The sequence below is a fragment of the Pseudoalteromonas distincta genome (assembly GCF_005877035.1).
In the GTDB taxonomy this organism is placed as follows: Bacteria; Pseudomonadota; Gammaproteobacteria; order Enterobacterales; family Alteromonadaceae; genus Pseudoalteromonas; species Pseudoalteromonas distincta.
The window spans coordinates 2,244,197-2,265,026 of sequence record NZ_CP040558.1; the positions used below are offsets into that span (position 1 = coordinate 2,244,197).

Consider the following 20,830-nt stretch of genomic DNA (forward strand, 5'->3'; position numbering starts at 1 on the left):
CCATAGTTGAGATTTGTTGTGAACGAAAACACTTTGATCGTACGCCAACTGGGTCGTCAGCGTTATATGCCAATTTGGCAAAAAATGCAGGACTTTACCGACACCCGTGATGAAAATACGCCAGATGAAATTTGGCTTGTAGAGCACGAGAGTGTATTCACCCAAGGTCAGGCTGGTAAGGACGAACACTTACTAGCTCCTGGCGACATTGAGGTGATTAAAGTTGACCGTGGCGGGCAAGTAACTTACCACGGCCCTGGCCAGCAAATGATGTATGTATTATTTAATCTACGTCGTTTAAAGATTGGTGTACGTGAACTGGTTACGTGGCTTGAAGAGTGCATTATTGAATCACTCGCCGAGTATGGTATTGAAGCTTATGCTAAAGCTGATGCACCAGGTGTATACGTTAATGACAGTAAAATTGCATCCCTTGGTTTAAGGGTTCGTCGTGGTTGCTCGTTTCATGGCTTAGCATTAAATGTTAACATGGACCTAAGTCCATTTTTACGCATTAACCCATGTGGTTATGCGGGCATGAATATGGTGCAAACTAAAGAATTAGATGGTCCTCAAAACCTAGAAAGTGCGGGTGAAGGATTGGTGAAACACATGATCAAGAAGCTTAATGCAACACAGGTTAAGCATACTGAAGGGTTTGAAAACGAATGAATAAACCAGTCAAAATGGAACCAGGTGTAAAACTACGCGACGCAGAAAAAATGGCGTTGATCCCAGTAAAAGTTTTACCTACAGAAAAAACTGAAATGTTGCGTAAGCCAGAATGGTTAAAAATTCGCTTACCTAAATCAACCGATCGTATTGACGGTATTAAAAAAGCGCTACGTAAGCATGGCTTACACTCGGTATGTGAAGAAGCTTCGTGCCCTAACCTATCTGAATGTTTTAACCACGGTACAGCTACCTTTATGATTTTAGGTGCAATTTGTACTCGTCGTTGCCCATTTTGTGATGTTGCTCATGGTCGCCCATTAAAACCTGATGCCACTGAACCTGAAAAGCTAGCACTTACTATTAAAGATATGAAGCTAAGCTACGTTGTAATCACTTCAGTTGATCGTGATGATTTACGTGATGGTGGTGCACAGCATTTTGCCGATTGTATTCGCGAGATTCGTAAACATAATCCAACTATTACTATCGAAATTTTAGTACCTGATTTTCGTGGTCGTATGGACCGCGCACTAGAGATATTAATCGAGACGCCACCAGATGTGTTTAACCACAATCTTGAAACTGCGCCACGTTTATACAAACTAGCTCGCCCAGGTGCTGACTACAAATGGTCATTAGAATTACTTCGTCGCTTTAAAGAAGCTCACCCAGAAGTAAAAACTAAATCAGGCTTAATGGTTGGTTTAGGTGAAGAAATTAGCGAAATTGAAGAAGTACTTCGCGATTTACGTGCTCACAACGTTGACATGCTAACTGTAGGCCAATACCTACAACCTTCTAAGCATCACTTACCGGTTAAGCGCTACGTGCCACCAGTAGAGTTTGACGGGCTAAAAGCGTATGCAGACGAAATTGGCTTTACTCACGCGGCTTCTGGCCCGTTTGTACGTTCAAGCTACCATGCTGATCAACAAGCAGCGGGTAAAGAAGTGAAGTAATCACTTTCTCAAAAAATTAAAAAAGCCGTTAATGATGCATAATCATTAACGGCTTTTTCATGCTAATTGATAAAATAGCTTACTGCGCTATCTTACCTTTTGTAATAGATAAATCAGCAAACCTAACACGTTCTTCATCAGCGCGAAGGCTGTCGGTTTCAACAATTGAGCGGTAAATTCCCCACTTAGGACGAGCAAAATCATCATCACTAAAGCCGCGCCACATATCTATGTTTTGCTCGCTTATATTAAATATCTCTGCATTATCGCTTAAGCGCGTTAACGTCATATCAAACTTGCCATTTTCACTAAATGTAGCTTGTACAAATACCTCGACCCATTCATCTGTAATGAGTGACCAGTCGGTTTCAATGAGGTTTTTATCAAGCCCTGTGCTGTTACCGTTTTCATCAAAGCCTGCACTATACCGCACTTGCAACTGATTACCTGTGCTGTTTTTTTGAGCCCCAGAGAGCGTGATAATAGGCTGGTCGTCATTACCATTGGTGTTGTCGTTGCTATCATTTCGGGCTTTTATTTGAAAAAAATGGCTAAACTTACTCGTAAGCTCAAGCTCGCTGCTTACTTTAAATTTCCAGCTATATTGAAATGTCCCACCCTCAAACGCCAGTGTTTCTTGTGGTGATTTATCGTAGGTCTTTATTTCGTTACGTTGTCTATCACTTACGCCTTTGTCTTTATCTTGGTCATCATCTCGGTGAGCTAAAAAGACAAAATGGTTACCAATTATCGTATCGGTATCTTCGATAATATGGACAACACTTTGATGATTGCCAGCATATAGGTCTGGAGATTCAATTGACCCTTCGCCGAAGGCATTTTCAATAAGTGTGTATGCGTCAAGCCCCGAATCTACGCCATCTGAACGCAATAAAACGTGTGATATTTTCTCAAAGCCATCAGCTTGAGCTATTGGTGCACCTACAATTGTTATGATAATTTGTGCGCTAGTACCATCTACAGAGTTTACTGTTATTGTATCTTGTAGTGTTTCACCTTCACTTAAAGATGTTATTGATGCGTTTAAATCGTCAAGTGTGTATGACCAATCTCCACCAGCATTTAAGCTAAAAAAACCATAGCTTGTAGCGCTATTTTCTTGTGCTACAAAAGCAGCTTCACCTGATTGTTGATCCGTAATAGTTAATGAGCCTGTTATTGCATCATTACTATCGCTAATAACTTCACCTAGAGTGTTACCAGCAATTGTTGCAGGAGTTTGTGAAGAAATCGCTTCATTATTTTGTACCGTAGTATCAGAGCCTGAGCTGCCACAACCAGCAACTAAACAAGATAGAAGTATAGCTGTAACTGTATTGCACGGTTTAAAGGTATATTTAGACATGAGTAGCTCTGTGGTTAATAGTAAGTTAATTAAATATGAATTTACCAATTTATTGTACAAATAACCACAATTCAATTACCAATTAATATTACCAATTTACTGGTGTTTCAAATTTAATTATAAAATCTATTATTTTCATAATGATACAAAAAATTATTTCTATAGAGCGTTTATTTATATTTGTTTTAAAATAAAATTAGGTTAAACCTGAGTTACTTGAGATAATTAATACTGACATAATTATTTAGGTTCATTATGAAACTATTAGTTCGTAACTTGTCTCGTGCTACCACTGAGCATGAGCTTCGTACTTTATTTGCAGAGCACGGTAAAGTGACTACCTGTAACTTGGTACTTGATAAAGAAACTGGTCAATCTAAAGGTTTTGCCTTTGTAGAAATGCCAAACGACATAGAAAGTAAAAGCGCAATTACTGCACTTAACCAATCTACTGTTGATAAAAGTAAGATCCGCGTAAAACTTGCAGACGCATAAAGCTAACTGCAACTTATGCTAAAAAACCAGCTAATGCTGGTTTTTTGCTTTTAGTGCCAAGTATCGTATTTAAGCTTTATATTTAGCTAAAAAAACTAAGCGGTTATTAAATCGCTTTTTTTATACTTATAGTGCCCAGTATTATAAAAGAAGCAGACAGCACAAAAAATGTCTCCTGCTCAGCTAATATTGCAGCAGCAAAAAGTGCAATGCCACTAGCTATAAATAAATACCCACTTTTTTTACATTGGCCCATTATGTGCTCCTTTAGATTGTTCGTTATTTATACACCTTATAAAATCAATCTGCAATTGAATGAAAAGTTCTCTATAAAAATTCGACATCGCTGCGGTGCTTCCTTTATATTGAAAGCCTAATTAAATAACAATATGAAGACTATGGCATCTACTCTTATAAAAAGCGCTAGCCTCAGCTTGCTAGTTGCCCTCTTTGGCTGCTCAGAGCCTGCAAGCGAGAAAACTCCATTAGAAAATACAGCAGGTGTAAGCCTTAGCAATATTAAACAGCATATTAGAACGCTAGCCTCTGATGACTTTGAAGGCCGAGGCCCACTTACTCATGGTGAAGTAAAAACCGTAGGCTACTTAAGCGAGCAATATAAAGCGCTGGGTTTAACCGGTGCTTATAAAGGTAAATACTTACAGCCTGTAAAAATGGCAATGGTGACAGCTAATCAGGATATGCAGTTAAAGGTAGGTGATTTAAGCTTTGAATCAGGTAAAGACTTTACCGCACGTACCGAGCAACTTCAGCCATTAATTGATGTACGCAATTCTGACATTGTATTTGTTGGCTATGGTATTAATGCACCAGAATATAACTGGAATGACTATAAAAATATCGATGTAACTGGTAAAACTGTGGTTGTGCTAGTTAACGATCCAGGCTTTGCTACTCAAAACGACGCCCTTTTTACTGGTAATGCAATGACCTACTACGGTCGTTGGACTTATAAATATGAAGAAGCCGCTCGCCAAGGTGCAAAGGCTGTATTTATTGTTCATGAAACAGCACCTGCGGCATATCCTTGGGGCGTAGTTGAAAGTTCAAACACCGGCACTAAATACACGTTAATGGATAACAATTTAAACGCGTCTAAATTACCGGTTATGGGCTGGCTAACACTTGATGCGACTGAGAAAATGTTTAACGCCGCAAAGCTTAACTACCAAGATTTAAAACAAGCAGCATTAAATGATGACTTTAAAGCGACGCCACTTAACTTAAAAGCAAACCTTGCCTTTAAAAACGAAGTATCACATGCAAAATCGCATAACGTAGTTGCACAAATTACAGGTAGCGAATCACCTGACGAATACGTTGTTATTAGCGCTCACTGGGACCACTTTGGTACTAAACAAACTGATACCGGCCCTAAGATTTATAACGGCGCAGTAGATAACGCTTCAGGCACTGCAGCCACGCTTGAAATAGCACGTATAATGAGCAAAATGAACAAGCAAAAACCATTTAAACGCTCAATTATTTTTGCTAACTTTACAGCAGAAGAAACGGGGTTAATTGGTTCTGAAGAATTTGCATCGGGTGCGGTTGTACCTACAAAACAAATGGTCGGTCTATTAAATATTGATGGCATGAACGTGCTTGATGGCACTGACTATATTTTACAATACGGTAAAAATTTATCGACAATGGAAAACTATTTAGCAAAGGCTGCAAAATCACAAGGCCGTGTTGTTAAAATGGATCCTCGCCCGCAAAATGGCTTGTTTTTTAGATCAGATCATTTCTCACTTTCTAAGCAAGGCGTGCCTAGTTTATTATTTATGAGCCTGGGCGATACCGATCCTGAGTACATTGCGCATAAATACCATAAAGAAGCAGACGACTACTCAGCTGATTGGTCGTTAGGTGGTGTTAAGCAAGATATAGATCTTATTGTTGATATAGCCACACAGCTTGCAAATAATGGCGATTGGCCAAAGTGGACGAGCGAGTCTGACTTTAAAGCCAAACGCGCGCAAGATAAGCAATAAATAGCTATTAAATAGTTATGTAATATAAAAATCCTCCTACTTGGAGGATTTTTGTTTTAAACGAGCGCGCATTAATAGCGTTTCGGCCTTTGCCCCTAAATAAACATAAATAGCCAGTGCAATTAAAAGCCCTACCACTGCCAGCATCATCGCTATGGCCGGCATTAAATATTCCGATTGCCCCAACGCCGCTTTAAACATAGTTAACAGCGCCTCAATTGATATAGCAATCAACACAGTAGAGATAAACCGTGTAATAGTGCGCCGCGTAGACGAGTGCCTAAAAATATCCTTATGCATAAGGATTTCTTCTTCGAGTATTGTTTTACCTAAGTCGAATACTGCTAATGCTAGGGTGATGTAAATAATGATACTAAAGGGTTCAAGTGGGTCTGATGAGGTATCTACATGAGTTAATAGCGCGTATATATCACTAAAAACGATATTTAGTAGAAATAATACTAAACAAAATAAGCACGCCACAATAATACCGTAACCCGCTTTGAAGTAAGGCGACATATTAGCGCGCGCAGTATCACCCATTACAAACTCAATAAGCTGCGTTAAGCTCACATCAACGACCAAGTAATGCTGATTATTAATTGGTTTTTTTAGCTCTTTAATCGCCGATATACATAAATGGTTAGTCGCTATAGAAATATAGGGATCAGTAAAGCACACTTTATCACTTGCTTTAGCGTTCAAAAAATAGGGTCGCTCACTTAAATCTTGTTGATTACCACTTTCACCTAATTTTTTGCTGTATGCGCGTTTAAAGCAGACGTTATTACCCTGCTGCAAACCTTCTGCATTTAAACAATATTGTAATTCTAAAAATGGGTACTGCTTAATCAGATAGCGAGTATCACGTTCTTTAGTTAATCCGTCCTCAATACTCATTAAAATAGATTCAAGTAAACTGTGTATTACATGCTCATATTCGTGGTAGCGTTCAACACTACTGATATAACTCATTCGCGCCATTTTAAATACTCATTAACCTAAGTTATAAATAGATTTGCAAGTTTAAAACCAACAATAAAATAACTTAACAATCAGTAACTTGACACTATTCAAACTCAACTTTTGCACTACTTTGGTGACTAAAAAGTAATATATTAAATTAAATGCACAAAAAAGCAGCTAAGTATTAATTACTTAGCTGCTTTGTGAGTATGACTAGTAAGGTTCTACATAGAGCTTATTACTGAACCTTCGAAAACTCTTCTTTAGATAACTCGCCATTTCCATCTGTATCTAATTGATCAAAAAGCTGTACTAGTTGCGAGTTTACTTGGGCTTCTGTTTTGCTAATTACGCCGTCGCCATCTGTATCAAAAGAATCAAAATCTACCGCAGCAAACGCCGCTGAAGAAGAAGCTAGGGCTACAAGTGCTAAAGTTTTGTGTAATGTTTTCATAATCGTTTCCTTAGGCTTTGAGCCTGATTAGGGGTGACCTGATTAGAGGTAAGAAGTCCTTTTCAAAGATCCTTTAGGAGTAAAGTGTTTATAAATTAATATTCAAAAAAATCATTTTCTGTCGGGCCACCACTACTTTGAACATTCAGCTCGTCAAATTGCTCTATAACTTGCACCGATTCTTCAGAGCGACTAATTGAAGCGTTGTCGTCTGCATCGAGTGTTTCAAAGTCTGTGTTTGCAAAAACTACTGACGAAGAAACAATAGCCATAAGTACAAATGTTGATTGTAGCTTTCTCATAATTTAATCCTTCAAAAGTATGCGGTGTCCTAAATAAATTTGCTCTATAGTGCTCTCTAGTCACTTCCTGGTTATTCTTTTTAGTAGGCTCCCTTGCCTACTTAGGTTGTCTTTGGCAACTCAGAATTTAGATAACATCACAGAGCATTAACTGCTTAAGGCTTTAATTTTAGGCCTTAGAAAACTCATCTTCAGATAGCTCACCATCTTGGTTTGTATCGAGTTCATTAAACTTGCTTAAAAGCTCAGCATCTACTGAAGCTTCGGCTTGGCTGATTGCGCCATTACCATCTACGTCTAGCGTATCAAAATCTGTTGCTGCAAAAGCCGCTGATGAAGAAGCTAGCGCCATTAGTACTAATGTTGATTGAAATGTTTTCATAATAGTATTCCTTCATTGGGTTGTTGCGATTAAGGCCTTTGGCTTTCATCACGTTTTGCTTAATACACTCTAGGTATTACAACTTCGGTGCCACTTTTTATTTATTATTTAAAAACAATGAGTTAAATGATATAAAGCGAGAAAAGCTTAATTTGAGGAGGTGTTATTGTTGCTATTTAGCAACAGTCATTTAACTAAAAATAATAAACCATTATAAATCAATTGGTTAAGTTTAATTAAAAAGACACACTTTTGCTAAAAAGCCAGTAAGGGGGCGTTTAGGTTAGTCTTCAAAATAAACTGAATATGAACATGGAAATTACATCGGATTTATTTGCGGCTATTAAATAATTAATTTACTTATAATCAGTAAGTTACATTGTTTTTGAAATTTATTATAAAAATTTTGGAAGGATATTTTGAAATTAACTGTTTTGTTGCCAAATGGCGAATTTATTTAGGAAGGTTTCAATGCTAAAGCTAAGTTGTAGCATTAAACTCATAATTTAATGCGCTGTAAAACATAGGTTCGCTTGAGTTAAGCAAACCTACATCGTGTGCCAGCTATTGGAGTGAGGTAAATTATATAGATTTAAACTACTTCCACCCTTGCAGCCACTTTTGGTTATCTTTTAAATCTCGCCAACTAATTGGATATTGATTTTTTGACATAACAGCCTCGGTAATACATTCAATTACATTACCGTCTTCATCAAATTCCACCTCAACAATAATGAAGTGTTTTTCTTTATTTATAGCAGGTTTTGCGGTCCATTTACTATTCAATAATTTTTTAGGGTTTAGTTTATTCATTTAGTATAACGACTCCTACTCATCTATTTATACAGCTTATATAAGGCAATTATACGACCCCAACACCTACTTAGTTCAGGTTACTGAGCAACTAGCTTGCCCTTATACATTTGCATTTGGCAATGAAAGTCGTATTCACCGGCTTCAAGCGCGGGTAGTTTAACTGTATTGCCATCACCCATTGCCAGCGTTTTACTTATATCAAGCTGTGGAAATACCACTGTTTCGGCGCACGGCGCGCTGTCTTTTCTATCAAAGGTAAGTACAACCTCTTTGTTGGCTGCCACTATAATATGTCCTGGCTTATAAACACCGTTATCAACGACTATCGTTACTTTGTTGTCATCACTTTGTGTTTGCTCTGGTTTGTATAGCCAAAACCAATAAACAATTGCGGCTATTAACAGTGCACCACCTATATTAATCATCAACATAATGTACTCCTTAGCTTAAATTACGATTTATTTGGTTTGAAAAAACGTAAGCGATTAGCGTTACTTACCACCGTAAGCGATGAAAGTGCCATAGCTGCACCTGCAACAACAGGGTTAAGTAGTATGCCAAAAAATGGATACAACACGCCGGCTGCAATCGGAATACCCGCCACGTTATAAATAAAGGCACCAAATAGGTTTTGTTTAATATTTGAAATAGTTGCATTACTCACTGCAATTGCATCAGCAAGACCATGTAATGAACCACGCATTAAGGTAATGTCTGCACTTTCTATTGCAACATCGGTACCTGTACCAATTGCAAATCCTACGTCGGCTTGTGCAAGTGCGGGAGCATCGTTAATACCGTCACCTGTCATACCCACTATTTCACCGTTTGCTTGGCGCTTTGTTACTTCGTTTACTTTGTCATCGGGCATTACTTCTGCAATAAAGTCATCAATACCGACTTGCTTAGCAACGGCTTGTGCAGTGGCTTTGTTATCACCTGTTAGCATAACTAGGTGGATACCTTTATCTTGCAGGCGTTTAATAGCTTCAACTGAATCCTCTTTAATTGGATCGGCTACTGCAATAATAGCGTGGAGCTTATTATTACTTGCAAAATACATGGGTGTTTTAGCATCACTGGCAAGTGTTTGAGCTTGCTCGGTTGCATCACCAACGGCCACGTTGTATTTATCCATTAGCGCTTTATTGCCAAACAACAATGTTTGCCCGTCAACACTGCCAGTGACACCTTTACCTGTAATTGCGTTAAAGTCGGCTACTTTACTTAAAGCTAAGCCCTGCTTTTTAGCGTGTGCCGTAATTGCTTGGGCCAGTGGATGCTCTGAGCTACTTTCAAGGCTTGCAACAAGTTGCATTACTGTATTTTCATCACTGTTATTAAAGGTAACTACATCGGTAACTTGCGGTGTGCCTTGAGTAATAGTGCCTGTTTTATCTAAAATCATGGTGGTGATTTTAGATGTTGTTTGCAGCGACTCACCATTTCGAATTAATATTCCTGACTCTGCAGCTTTACCAATACCCACCATAACTGACATAGGGGTTGCGAGTCCTAACGCACAAGGACAAGCAATAATAAGTACAGTGGTAACCGCAACAACGGCATAAGCAATTGATGGCTCAGGTCCAAAGTTTAACCATGCAAGGCCCGCAAGTACTGCAATAATCATGACCGTTGGTACAAATATTCCTGATATAACATCAGCTAAGCGCCCTATTGATGGCTTAGAGTTTTGTGCACGCTTTACCATATTGATAATATTGGCAAGTGTGGTTTCGCTACCAATGTGCGTGGCTTTAAATAATAAAGTGCCACTTTTATTAATACTTCCGGCAACGACTTTGTCGCCCGTTTTTTTGCTTACAGCCATTGGCTCACCAGTAAGCATTGACTCATCAACCGTACTGCTGCCTTCAATAACATCGCCATCCACAGGGATTTTTTCACCCGGGCGTACGCGTACTTCATCATTTTTTACAACATCACTAATGTCGATGTCTTGCTCTTGACTATCGCGAATTACGCGTGCAGTTTTTGGTTGCAGGCCAATTAAGCGTTTAATTGCTTGTGAGGTGCGCCCACGTGCTTTTACTTCAAAAGCGAGCCCTAAACTAATTAAACCGATGATCATCGATGATGCTTCGAAATATACGTGTCTTGCAACTTGTGGTAATAAGTTTGGTGCTATTACCACAAACATTGAATACAGCCACGCAGTACCTGTACCAAGCGCTATTAATGTATCCATATTGGCAGCATGGTTTTTAAATGCCTGCCATGCACCGTTGTAAAATTGTTTACCTGATATAGCCATAACCACAAGCGTGACTATACCCACTAAAAACCATGCTATTCGTTGTGTGTCGGTGGTCACACTCATGTCAAAAATAAGCCCGTATATCATTAACGGCGCACCGACCCCTAACGCTAATATCATATTACGCATTAGCTTTTTATAATGTGCCTCATCCGACTTTGCTTTTTCATCAAGTGCATCTTGATCAGACTCGTTACTCATTGGCTTAGCTGAATAACCAATGTTTTCGACTGCTTTAATAAGCGTGCTTTCGCGGGCTTTACCTTCTACACGTACAGTACGCTGTGCAAAGTTCATTTCCACGTTTTGCGCGCCTTGCACGCTATTAAGAGCTTTTTCAATTTTAGCCACACAACTGCCGCAATTAGCACCTTCAATAATAAAGTTTTGCGCGGTGTCTTTTGTATTAGTCGTCATTACGCTGCTCCTTATTTGCAGAATCGTTTATTGGATCAACAAAAGATTCTATTAAACTACATACGTCACTGGCATTTGCACCATCGGCTGATGTATCCCATTGCGCCAGAGCTGCATGCATTCTGTTTCGTAATTTTAATGTTTCTTGAAATAGTGCTTCGGTTTCTTCTAGGCGTTTAGTAATGAGTTTACGCGTTAACGGACAAGGACAATTCCCCTGCTCAGACTCGCCTATAATGTGTTGAATATCTTTAAGTGAAAAACCAAGTTGACGAGAGCTAATAATAAACTTTAAACGCTGCTGGTCTTGCTTTGTATACTCTTGATAGCCATTTTCTTCACTGCGTATTGGGTTAAGTAACCCAATACGTGTGTAATGACGAACAGTATCGGCAGTCACGCCCATTAACTTAGCGAGTTGTTTAACATACATAATTTAGCTCCGTCGTGTTTCAGTAGCTTCATAATAAACCTAGGTGCAACACATAGGTCAATGACTATTTTAAAACTAATAAAATAATACCAATTCGCTTAATTAAGTAACCTATTTAAGACAATAAATCGAGTGAATAGCAGAGCAAAGGTTTCGTTATTTAGTTGTTATTATTAATTGCCTCTGCATCCATGCAGTCGTATATCAAAAATGTTTAACGCAGTTAACGCCGAATTTATTCCCTCAAATTGATTATGTATTGTTGCTCATTGGTATAGTGACACAAACATAATTAACTTAAGCTGATATTGGCCGTGTATTATCTGAAGGGGATGTAATTTAGCACAGAAGCGCCTAAGTAAGGCGCGTATTAATCTAAGGGCGTGTTGATCATTGGTGGTTTAATTTACAGCAGACTGTTTGGTCTTTAGGCAAGGCAGAGCCTATCTAGTGTGGTTATTCTCCATAAATAGGCGATAACGCAGCATAAATACCAAACATGCGCTGCCCTAGTTTGATTCGCTACGGCTTTGCTCTAATTCGTCGCTTAGTTGCTGCGCTAAAGTTTGTATTTTAGGCATAGCATCTTTCATTAAGCTTTGTGACATTTGCATAGACTCTTGCATTACAACAGGCATTTTTTCAAGTATTTTTTGCCCTGTATCTGTTTTATAAAACGCTAGCATATCGGCAATTTCTTGCTCACTAAAATGTTTGTCGTACACGCTAATCATCATCGGCTGCATTTTGGCCCAGCTCATTTCAGTTTTTAATACCGTCGTCATGTCGCTGTAGTATTTATCAAAAATTGCCTGTTCAGAAGGCTTAACGCCCATTTGGTCTGACATGCCTTTCATCATACCTTCAACCTGGCCGTACATAGAGTCAACCATTGAATCTAAATTCATTACATTAATGAGTTCATCTATTTTTTGCTGCTTAGTACTTTGTTCAGCATATAAACTACTAGAAAAAATTAGCAATGATAAAAGTAGTACCTTACCCATAATAATATCCTTTCATATAAATAATGGATTTATAGTCACATGAATAATTTGTATTGTAAAGGGTACAAGCAATCATTAAAAAGGCCGAATAAAATGAACTTATTCGGCCTTTTATAAATTAATTTTTGCGTTAGTCGTCTTCTACATTATCTAGGCCTTTAGTGCCTTCTTTGGCTTTTAGCTTATGATGAATAGCTGACTTTATTAGCATGTAACCACTAATCGGTGCCGTAATTAGTAAAAATATAGTAATGAGTATTTCTTTAACACTTAGGCCATGCCCTGAATGTGCAAAATAAACCATAGCAGCAATTAACATACTCGCCATGCCCAACGTGGTTGCTTTAGTTGGTCCATGTAAACGCATAAAAAAGTCAGGTAGTTTAATTAAACCTATTGAGCCAATTAAAATAAACGTACCACCAAATAACAATAATATTGATACAACCCATTCGCTGATCATGTTTTCACCTTATTCAATTATATCGCCACGTAGTAAATACTTACACACTGCAACCGTACTTATAAAACCTAGCATGGCAATAAGCAGTGCAGCTTCAAAATAAAGCCCTGTATCCATACTAATGCTGTATAAAATAATCAGTGCGATGACGTTAATGTACATAGTATCGAGTGCTAAAACACGGTCAGGCACTGACGGACCGATGATCAATCGCCATAAATTAAGCAATAATGATAAGCCAATCATCGAAAAAACAATGAGTAATACAGTATCTAACATTGAAATATCTCCTTTAGTGGAGCTTCGTAGCGTTGTTTTATTTGTTTGATAAGTGCTTCTTCATCTTTAAGATCAAGCACATGTATCAGTAAGTAGCGTTGCGTTGGCTCTTCACCTTCAGGTAGCGACTCAGCAATTGGATAAACCTCTGCACTCACAGTACCAGGTGTAAGCGATACACAACTAGCCAATATAGTAATTGGCATGTCGTGTGTTAAATCTATAGGAACTTTTATAAAGGCCGGACGCAATTTTTTTGATGGTCCAAGTATAAGTAAAGCCACTTGTAAATTTGCAACAACAATATCGTACAGCACTATAAGTAACTGCTTAAGCGCCAAGCCTGGCTTTAAAATCAGTGGCTGAGGGTCTCGAAACGAAAAACTTAGAATAGGGATAAGTATCGCAAAAATAGTCGCTAATACTAAGTGCCCTACCGATACGCTATTGTTTAACAATAACCAAACCATAAACAAAAATAAGCTACGAAATGGCGTTGGTAACCAACGAAAACGGGCTTGTAATCTCATCACATGCCTCCTTTAAGTACAGCATTAATACCGCCGCTTAGATCATGTAACTGAGTAGCAGCATTTAGCATATATTCACTTATTGGTCCGCCCAAAATAACGAGCAATGGCGAACATGCAAGTAAAGCTATAATTACTGTTACCTGCAACGGGTGTGCATTTGCACAATCGGCATTTTCGCTATTTTTGCTTCTATGCTCCCAGAACAAAGTTGTGCCAGCGCGCGAAAGCGCTACTAACAACGCAAAACTTGTTACTAAATATACTGGCCAAAATAGTAAAGCTTGCTCACTATTTAATGTCGCTTTAAGTATCCAAATTTTACCTACAAAGCCTGACAGTGGTGGCATACCAACTACCGTTAAGGACGCAATAATAAAGCATACACCTAATAAAAATGGCTGTTTTACAGAGCGACCAGCTACTAGTCTATCGCCAACTTTACCGCGCTGGATTGAAACTAAGTCTGCTAGTAAAAATAGTGCGGCACTAACAAGTGTTGAATGTACTAAATAATATAAAAGTGCAGCAGTGGCATTTACATTTTGCAATGCTATTAGCGCAACCAGCGTACCTACCGATACTAATACTAAGTTAGAGGTGAGTTTACGTAAGTCTTGCGCTGCCATCACACCAATTGCACCTACTATAATGGTCGCAATTGCTAAGCCCCAAAGCCAAGGCTGCGCCATGTGTTCAAGCGCTCCGGCTTGTTCACCAAATATCACAGTGTAAACACGAAGCATGGCGTAAACGCCTACTTTGGTCATAATCGCAAACAATGCAGCAACCACAGGTTTAGCACTTGCGTAAGTATTTGGAAGCCATAAATGCAGAGGTAATAGTGCGCCTTTTAAAGCAAATACTATTAATAGTAGTAAGCCGCCTGCTTTTGCTAGATATACATCATCACCTGTAAGTAGTGATACCTTTTGCGTCATGTCTGCAATATTAAGCGTACCAAGCACACCGTACAAAATACCCAAACCAATTAAAAATACGCTTGAGCCAACTAAATTCAATATTACATATTGCAATGCCGCGCGAGTATTTTGTTTATCACCTGCGTGCATTAACAATGCATAAGATGCAATCAGTAGCACTTCAAAAAATACAAATAGATTAAATAAATCGCCAGTTAAAAACGCACCATTTACACCCAATATTAAAAAGTGGACAAGTGGATGATAAAAGCTGCCTTTTTCATCATCGCCAGCACTACCATATAAAATAGCGCCCAAACCTAAAAATGAAGTTAACGTAACCAATAAGGTAGACAACATATCGGCTACTAAGACTATTCCAAATGGTGCAGACCAATTACCAATAGCGTAAACGTTAATACCTGTATTATTAACATGTACAAGTAAAAGCACACTAATGGCAAAAGTAGCTATTGCCATTACAATTGAAACTAAGCGGCGAATTTTGACGCTTTTACCACACGGCGGCAGCAATAAAATAACGGCCGTCAGCATAGGTAATAAAATAGGTAGCGAAGCTAAATGTTGGATCATTTTTGCTCCTTATTATCTGCCGAGGTGTTAGGCACATAACCATCAACATGGTCGCTACCTAAATCGGCGCGTCCACGTATTGCCAAAATAACCACGAATGCGGTCATCGCAAAACCAATAACAATAGCTGTAAGCACTAAAGCTTGAGGTAATGGATCGGCGTATTCTATACCAGTACCAAGTACTACCGCTTTATTAATAGTAAGGCGACCTGCTGAAAATAAAAATAAGTTAACAGCGTATGAAATCATAGTAAGCCCAAGTACTACAGGGAACGTACGAGCTCTTAGCAGTAAAAACACACCGCAACTGACCAATACTCCAACGCAAGATGCGTACAATAATTCCATTAAATATTTACCTCTTTTTTCTGGGTATCTGCCGTCATATTACCTAAGCTTGCTAAAATCATTAACGTAGCGCCTACAACAGTTAAGTAAACACCTAGGTCAAATGCAATCGCGCTGGCAAGCTCTGTTTTACCGACAAACGGAATATCAAAGTAGTCAAACCAAGTTGTTAAAAATGGCTTATCAAAGAACCAACTACCCACACCAGTGAACAGTGAAATACCAATGCCTGAAGCTATAATTTTGCGATAATTAACATCAAAACGTCCGTTTATCCATGCTGTACCATGCGCCATGTATTGCAAAATAAACGCGATTGATGTTACTAACCCAGCAATAAAGCCACCACCAGGTAAGTTATGCCCGCGTAAGAAAATATATGCAGAAACCAATAACGCAAGCGGTAATAAACTTTGTGAAATACTCGCCAGTAATATTGGATGGCGCTCTCGTGCCCATGGGCGCCCTTCACTGTCACTTGCTGGCATAAATAATGGGATTCGAGAAAGTACTTTAAATATACCTAATGCGGCAATGCCTAATACGGTAATTTCACCAAGCGTATCAAAGCCCCTAAAGTCGACTAAAATAACGTTAACTACATTAGTACCACCGCCACCAATTTTAGCGTTAGCAATAAAGAAGTCTGAGATTGAATCTAATGGACGTGTAAGTAATGCATAACAGATACTCGCTATAACTACACCTAACGTAGAGGCAATTCCTAAATCTCGAAGTACGCGTAATGAACTTGATTCTTTTGGCGTATGCTGGGGTAAGAAAAACAATGCCAGCATAAGTAAAATAATAGTAACAACCTCAACAGTTAGCTGTGTAAGTGCTAAATCAGGAGCAGAAAAGCGTGTGAATACAACCGATACCATTAACCCTACGATTGAGAGCATTAACAACGATACCATTCGAGAGCGATGCCAAATAACGGTAGCAAGAGCACCAATAATCAATAAGCCCGCACCAATTGCATTGTGCACATCAACAGGAGTGAGTGGCATGCTGCCGGCAAGTTGTTGCATTTCAAATAATGGCCAACCGGCACACAGTAAGACTACCGCTAACATAATTACTAGGTAGCGCTGCAGCGATCCATTTTCGATACTGCTTACCTTTGACTGACACCAAGCAACAACACTTAAAATTACACGTTCAAAGGTTTTTTTAGCGTTTAAAGGTGGTAATGACGCTTGAAACTGAAATAAATATTTACGATTAATATAAATAAATAAACCGCCAGCAATCGCCATTGCACTCATTAATAGAGGCAAGTTAAACCCGTGCCAAATAGCCAATTCGTAAACTGGCATTTCTTTTCCAAGTACAGCTAAAGAGGCCGCAGATAAAATGCCATCAATTGTAAAGTGTGGGAACATACCCACTAGCAAACAAATCACAACTAATATTTCTATTGGTACTCGCATATAACGTGGCGGTTCGTGCGGCGTGCGAGGTAAATCAATTGGTTCACCATTAAAGAACACGTCATGAATAAAGCGTGCGGAGTACGCAACAGCTAATGCGCCTGCAACCGTTGCCAGTACTGGAATTAACCACGACATAGAACCAAGCACTTGCTGATGCAGCGTTTCTGCAAAAAACATCTCTTTAGACAAGAAGCCATTAAGTAATGGAACCCCTGCCATTGCAGCCGCCGCGACCATTGCAAGCGTTGCAGTGTATGGTAAGTATCGCCACATACCATTTAATTTACGCATATCGCGCGTGCCTGTTTCATGATCGATAATACCAACGGCCATAAATAACGACGCTTTAAACGTTGCATGGTTAATTATATGAAATATAGCAGCAACAGTCGCAAGCTCAGTATCAAGCCCGAGTAATAGCGTTATTAAACCCAAATGGCTTATTGTTGAGTAGGCTAACAATCCTTTTAAATCGTGTTTGAATAATGCTATGTAAGCACCAAACAACAGCGTAGCTAAACCTGTTAATCCAACAAGTAAGAACCACGTATCAGTGCCAGCTAAAGCCGGATGAAAACGTGCTAACAAAAATATACCGGCTTTTACCATGGTTGCAGAATGTAAATACGCGCTCACTGGCGTAGGCGCTGCCATTGCATGAGGAAGCCAAAAATGAAATGGAAATTGTGCCGATTTAGTAAACGCACCCAATAGCACCAATACTAATGCTACTTCGTATAAATCGTGAGATTGAATTATCGCTTTACTCGCTAGGATAACATCTAGGTCATAACTACCAACAATATCACCTAATAGCATTAAGCCTGCAAGTAACGCTAAGCCGCCCGCGCCTGTTACAGCAAGAGCCATACGAGCACCCTTTCGCGCTTCAGACTTATGCCACCAAAAACTAATTAATAAAAATGAGCTGATGCTCGTTAATTCCCAAAACAACCACAGCTGAATAACATTGTTAGACATAACAATGCCAAGCATTGCGGTCATAAACAGCATTAAATAACTATATAACTTAGCCATTGAGTCGTTGGCACTGAGGTAGTAACGCGTGTAGAGAATAACGAGCAAGCCTATGCCTAAAATCATAAACATAAACAATAAACTGAGGCCGTCTAACCGCAGGGATAGGTCGAGCCCTATTGACGGGATCCAAGCGAAAGAGTAACGAATGGTTTCGCCCGCTAAAACTGCAGGTGCATGGTATAAAGTTATTCCCAAAGCCGTTAGAGGCGCAAGAGCCGTTAAACTAGTGCTTAAATTGCGGGATAACTTACCTGTGCATGCAGAAATAACACTGCCAATTAAGGATAACAAGGGTATCCAGAGCAAAGTCATAATGTAGGGCCTTTTATAATCATAAGTTTATCAGGGCATCTCTTTTTAATACTAAGGGATGCTTTTACTGCCTGTTTTTAAACGACATTAATGACTATAGTTATACTGAAAAACACTGATTTTGTCTATAAAAAGCGGTTCTGTATGGGTGTTTTTTAAACATGAACTAACAATTTATTAAGCCTACAAAAACAATTAATTAATACTGATAATTGTTAATTTAATATGGCCTTATTTGCAAATGTAAGCGCGCTGGAGTGGCGATAAGAATTACCATTGGTCATATCTAAATGCTTCAACCAAATCTCTCTATACTGCGCCGAGAGCCCTAACTGCTGATATTGCATAATAGACCAATTTTCACTAGGTTTATATGCAACACCACCTATCTGGCAACTCTTTGCTTTATGCCAGCCTATTGGGGGCGACTCATCATGAGAAATAAATAAATTAGGTGCCACAAAACCCGTTTTTGCACACAACCATGCTTGTTTAGCTTTAGGTAACGCATATTCATCTTCAAAACCGTTAAAATGCATCAACTCATGCAAAAACACACTGTATTTTGCTTTTGAGTTTATTAGCATTGTTCCTTTAGTAACATTAGCCGTTCCATCTTTTGGCATCATTACTATAAAATCAAAATTGTTAGGAAGCTGGTTATTGAGTTTAGCTGATTGCCAGTCACACTTTGCTATTTGATTAATGCTACTTTTACACTCAAGCATACCTGCAACGTAAACTGGTTTTGAAAAGCAAAAAATATTTTCACGGGGCTCTGGCTGTTTATTATAAGCATTAATAAACTCGGTGAGTTTATATAAGCCACTACGATGATCGCTCATAGCCAGCACGTTAAACATACATTGCTTATTAGGTTTGCTTATATTTCTTAAAGATGAAAAACCGAGAGCGTGGATAAACTCACTAGATACTTTACTCTGTGGTGTTTTTAACTGAAGTTTTAGATGATTTAGCACATCCCCTGCTGGTAATTTATTTTTACTAGCGAGTAACTTTAAATCGCCCCAACGTGAGTGCTCAAGTAACTTTGTTGCTAATATTTTACGCTCTGGGATTGTTAAGTCATTTATAGCGGAGAGCCAAAATTGTTTTGCAGTATCGCTCTGACTGTTTTTAATAAGCTTAAGAGAATACATATATTGGGCTGAAGAAATTTTACTGCGGGCGAGTATAGCTAAAGAAGTATTTGGTAACTGCTCTAAGTGATCAGAAAAATAACCAGGTGATTTCCAATAACTTTGTAGCACATTAGCTTTTGCGTTTAAAACATGCCAAAAGCCAATAGCGCCTAGGTGATTACTCGAGCCTGTAATTAACAAACAACATAGTAATACACCTATTAATTTAAAACGCTTAACTTGCGTCAACACCTTGCATCAACTCAAGCTCTAAACGCGCATATTTGTACTCAATAAACTCGTGTACATTAGTTGCTAGCGCAAGCCTAAAGTAGTCTGATGCTAAATACAGCTCACCTGCTGCCTGATGCATTTTAGCTAAATAAAAATAAGCTTCGCATAAACGCTGCGCATATTCTTGCTCAGTTCTAACACCATCACTAATGCCAGATAAAAATGCATGTTCACTCATATCACCCGTATAAAGAGAAATTAACTGGTACGCCCATTGTGATTCATCAAGCGCAGTGGCATTTTGTTTAAGTGCATCAAGCGCAACGGCTTTATCCTCTTGTGCTTGTGCTAAATAAACCCATAAAACTCGGTACGGATCTTTTGGAGAGCGAGCTAAAAATTCATTAAAATCATTTTTAGCAAGGCCTGCTCTGTCGCCGTAATACAGTGCGATACCACGATTTAAATAGGCGTATTCATGCTCTTCATCAAGCTCTAGGGCAGAATCGAAAAACTCATAGGCTTTTTCATACTGCTGCATAAGCGTATGTTGAATACCTAAAAAATTATACACTTCAGCTAAATCAGGCTTAAGCTTTACTGCGCGATTAAAATCAATACGCGAAAGAGTTGTCATACCTAGACTATCAAAAAGTACACCACGGTCGTAATAAAGTTTAGCTTGTTGTTCTTCGCTTAAGTCGGCTCTATTTAATAGCTCTGAGTAGCGTGCAATAGCAATTTCACTTCTAAAGTCAGAAGCTAAAGGTGCAGTAAATGGCACATTAACAATCGGGGTTGGTTCTGATTCTGTTGTAGTTTGGCAAGCGCTTAAAGACAAAATAGCAAAAGATGCCAAAGCTAAATGTTTGAGTATCATTAAAATCCTTAATACCAAGATATATCGCGATTAATATAAGACAGACCTTGTCCAATAAGGTTTCATTAAAGC

Annotated in this window: 23 protein-coding genes; 4 read left to right on the forward strand and 19 right to left on the reverse strand. The window is 38.8% G+C overall.

From position 1 onward, the window contains the following. The first annotated feature begins 18 nt into the window (after positions 1-18). Together lipB and lipA are read left to right on the forward strand one after the other, a co-directional pair. Complete coding sequence (gene lipB / locus FFU37_RS09995) at positions 19-672, forward strand: lipoyl(octanoyl) transferase LipB (protein ID WP_010554695.1); 654 nt, start codon at positions 19-21, stop codon at positions 670-672. Then, entirely contained in the window at positions 669-1,634 is a 966-nt protein-coding gene (gene lipA / locus FFU37_RS10000) for a lipoyl synthase (protein ID WP_002958515.1), read from the forward strand. The genes lipB and lipA overlap by 4 nt, the downstream gene beginning before the upstream one ends. A 79-nt stretch (positions 1,635-1,713) precedes the next feature. Here lipA and FFU37_RS10005 read toward each other — a convergent pair whose 3' ends face one another. After that, positions 1,714-3,000 (reverse strand): VCBS domain-containing protein, encoded by a 1,287-nt coding sequence (locus FFU37_RS10005; protein WP_138489402.1) that lies wholly within the window; start codon positions 2,998-3,000, stop codon positions 1,714-1,716. A gap of 255 nt (positions 3,001-3,255) precedes the next feature. Between FFU37_RS10005 and FFU37_RS10010 the strand changes: the two genes are divergently transcribed. After that, positions 3,256-3,495, forward strand: coding sequence for an RNA recognition motif domain-containing protein (locus tag FFU37_RS10010; protein WP_002958513.1), 240 nt, complete (start codon positions 3,256-3,258; stop codon positions 3,493-3,495). Positions 3,496-3,601: 106 nt separating this feature from the next. Here the strand turns inward: FFU37_RS10010 and FFU37_RS20285 are convergent, their stop codons facing one another. Beyond that, a complete protein-coding gene (locus FFU37_RS20285; protein WP_175413903.1) occupies positions 3,602-3,751 on the reverse strand; it encodes a hypothetical protein in 150 nt (49 codons plus the stop codon). Between the two features lie 142 nt (positions 3,752-3,893). On the opposite strand from FFU37_RS20285, the gene FFU37_RS10015 reads away from it, so the two are divergent. Beyond that, positions 3,894-5,513 (forward strand): M28 family metallopeptidase, encoded by a 1,620-nt coding sequence (locus FFU37_RS10015; RefSeq protein ID WP_138489403.1) that lies wholly within the window; start codon positions 3,894-3,896, stop codon positions 5,511-5,513. Positions 5,514-5,549: 36 nt separating this feature from the next. Here the strand turns inward: FFU37_RS10015 and FFU37_RS10020 are convergent, their stop codons facing one another. The 17 genes from FFU37_RS10020 to nlpI all read right to left on the reverse strand — a co-directional run bounded on the left by FFU37_RS10020 (position 5,550) and on the right by nlpI (position 20,758). After that, positions 5,550-6,497, reverse strand: coding sequence for a PDC sensor domain-containing protein (locus FFU37_RS10020; RefSeq protein ID WP_024603579.1), 948 nt, complete (start codon positions 6,495-6,497; stop codon positions 5,550-5,552). Positions 6,498-6,717: 220 nt separating this feature from the next. Then, a complete protein-coding gene (locus tag FFU37_RS10025) occupies positions 6,718-6,933 on the reverse strand; it encodes an EF-hand domain-containing protein (protein WP_024597051.1) in 216 nt (71 codons plus the stop codon). A gap of 95 nt (positions 6,934-7,028) precedes the next feature. Beyond that, a complete protein-coding gene (locus tag FFU37_RS10030) occupies positions 7,029-7,235 on the reverse strand; it encodes a calmodulin (RefSeq protein WP_138489404.1) in 207 nt (68 codons plus the stop codon). Positions 7,236-7,404: 169 nt separating this feature from the next. Beyond that, positions 7,405-7,617, reverse strand: coding sequence for an EF-hand domain-containing protein (locus tag FFU37_RS10035; RefSeq protein WP_002958507.1), 213 nt, complete (start codon positions 7,615-7,617; stop codon positions 7,405-7,407). Between the two features lie 597 nt (positions 7,618-8,214). After that, the gene (locus FFU37_RS10040; protein ID WP_138489405.1) at positions 8,215-8,430 is read right to left on the reverse strand and encodes a TIGR02450 family Trp-rich protein; all 216 of its coding nucleotides are present in this window, start codon (positions 8,428-8,430) and stop codon (positions 8,215-8,217) included. An 80-nt stretch (positions 8,431-8,510) separates the two neighbouring features. Then, complete coding sequence (locus FFU37_RS10045; protein ID WP_138489406.1) at positions 8,511-8,864, reverse strand: cupredoxin domain-containing protein; 354 nt, start codon at positions 8,862-8,864, stop codon at positions 8,511-8,513. A 20-nt stretch (positions 8,865-8,884) separates the two neighbouring features. Then, complete coding sequence (locus FFU37_RS10050; protein WP_138489407.1) at positions 8,885-11,131, reverse strand: heavy metal translocating P-type ATPase; 2,247 nt, start codon at positions 11,129-11,131, stop codon at positions 8,885-8,887. Further along, the gene (locus FFU37_RS10055) at positions 11,121-11,564 is read right to left on the reverse strand and encodes a MerR family transcriptional regulator (protein ID WP_002958503.1); all 444 of its coding nucleotides are present in this window, start codon (positions 11,562-11,564) and stop codon (positions 11,121-11,123) included. The genes FFU37_RS10050 and FFU37_RS10055 overlap by 11 nt, the downstream gene beginning before the upstream one ends. 509 nt (positions 11,565-12,073) lie before the next feature. Beyond that, positions 12,074-12,571, reverse strand: coding sequence for a DUF2059 domain-containing protein (locus FFU37_RS10060; protein ID WP_138489408.1), 498 nt, complete (start codon positions 12,569-12,571; stop codon positions 12,074-12,076). A 130-nt stretch (positions 12,572-12,701) separates the two neighbouring features. Next, positions 12,702-13,034 (reverse strand): Na+/H+ antiporter subunit G, encoded by a 333-nt coding sequence (locus FFU37_RS10065; protein WP_138489409.1) that lies wholly within the window; start codon positions 13,032-13,034, stop codon positions 12,702-12,704. Positions 13,035-13,043: 9 nt separating this feature from the next. Further along, positions 13,044-13,313: a K+/H+ antiporter subunit F gene (locus FFU37_RS10070; protein WP_007378493.1), complete on the reverse strand. Its 270-nt coding sequence runs from the start codon at positions 13,311-13,313 to the stop codon at positions 13,044-13,046. Next, on the reverse strand, positions 13,307-13,843 hold the full coding sequence (locus tag FFU37_RS10075) for a Na+/H+ antiporter subunit E (RefSeq protein ID WP_002958499.1): 537 nt from the start codon (positions 13,841-13,843) through the stop codon (positions 13,307-13,309). Before FFU37_RS10075 ends, FFU37_RS10070 begins: the two co-directional genes overlap by 7 nt. Then, positions 13,843-15,360, reverse strand: coding sequence for a monovalent cation/H+ antiporter subunit D (locus FFU37_RS10080; RefSeq protein WP_138489410.1), 1,518 nt, complete (start codon positions 15,358-15,360; stop codon positions 13,843-13,845). Before FFU37_RS10080 ends, FFU37_RS10075 begins: the two co-directional genes overlap by 1 nt. Beyond that, positions 15,357-15,710: a Na+/H+ antiporter subunit C gene (locus FFU37_RS10085; RefSeq protein ID WP_138489411.1), complete on the reverse strand. Its 354-nt coding sequence runs from the start codon at positions 15,708-15,710 to the stop codon at positions 15,357-15,359. Before FFU37_RS10085 ends, FFU37_RS10080 begins: the two co-directional genes overlap by 4 nt. After that, on the reverse strand, positions 15,710-18,502 hold the full coding sequence (locus FFU37_RS10090; RefSeq protein ID WP_024603510.1) for a monovalent cation/H+ antiporter subunit A: 2,793 nt from the start codon (positions 18,500-18,502) through the stop codon (positions 15,710-15,712). The genes FFU37_RS10085 and FFU37_RS10090 overlap by 1 nt, the downstream gene beginning before the upstream one ends. Before the next feature lie 215 nt (positions 18,503-18,717). Continuing rightward, positions 18,718-19,893 carry a hypothetical protein gene (locus tag FFU37_RS10095; protein WP_138490028.1) on the reverse strand — a complete coding sequence of 392 codons (1,176 nt, stop codon included), beginning with the start codon at positions 19,891-19,893 and terminating at the stop codon, positions 18,718-18,720. After that, positions 19,880-20,758, reverse strand: a complete 879-nt coding sequence (gene nlpI / locus FFU37_RS10100; protein WP_002958493.1) for a lipoprotein NlpI — start codon at positions 20,756-20,758, stop codon at positions 19,880-19,882. Before nlpI ends, FFU37_RS10095 begins: the two co-directional genes overlap by 14 nt. Between the last annotated feature and the right edge of the window lie 72 nt (positions 20,759-20,830).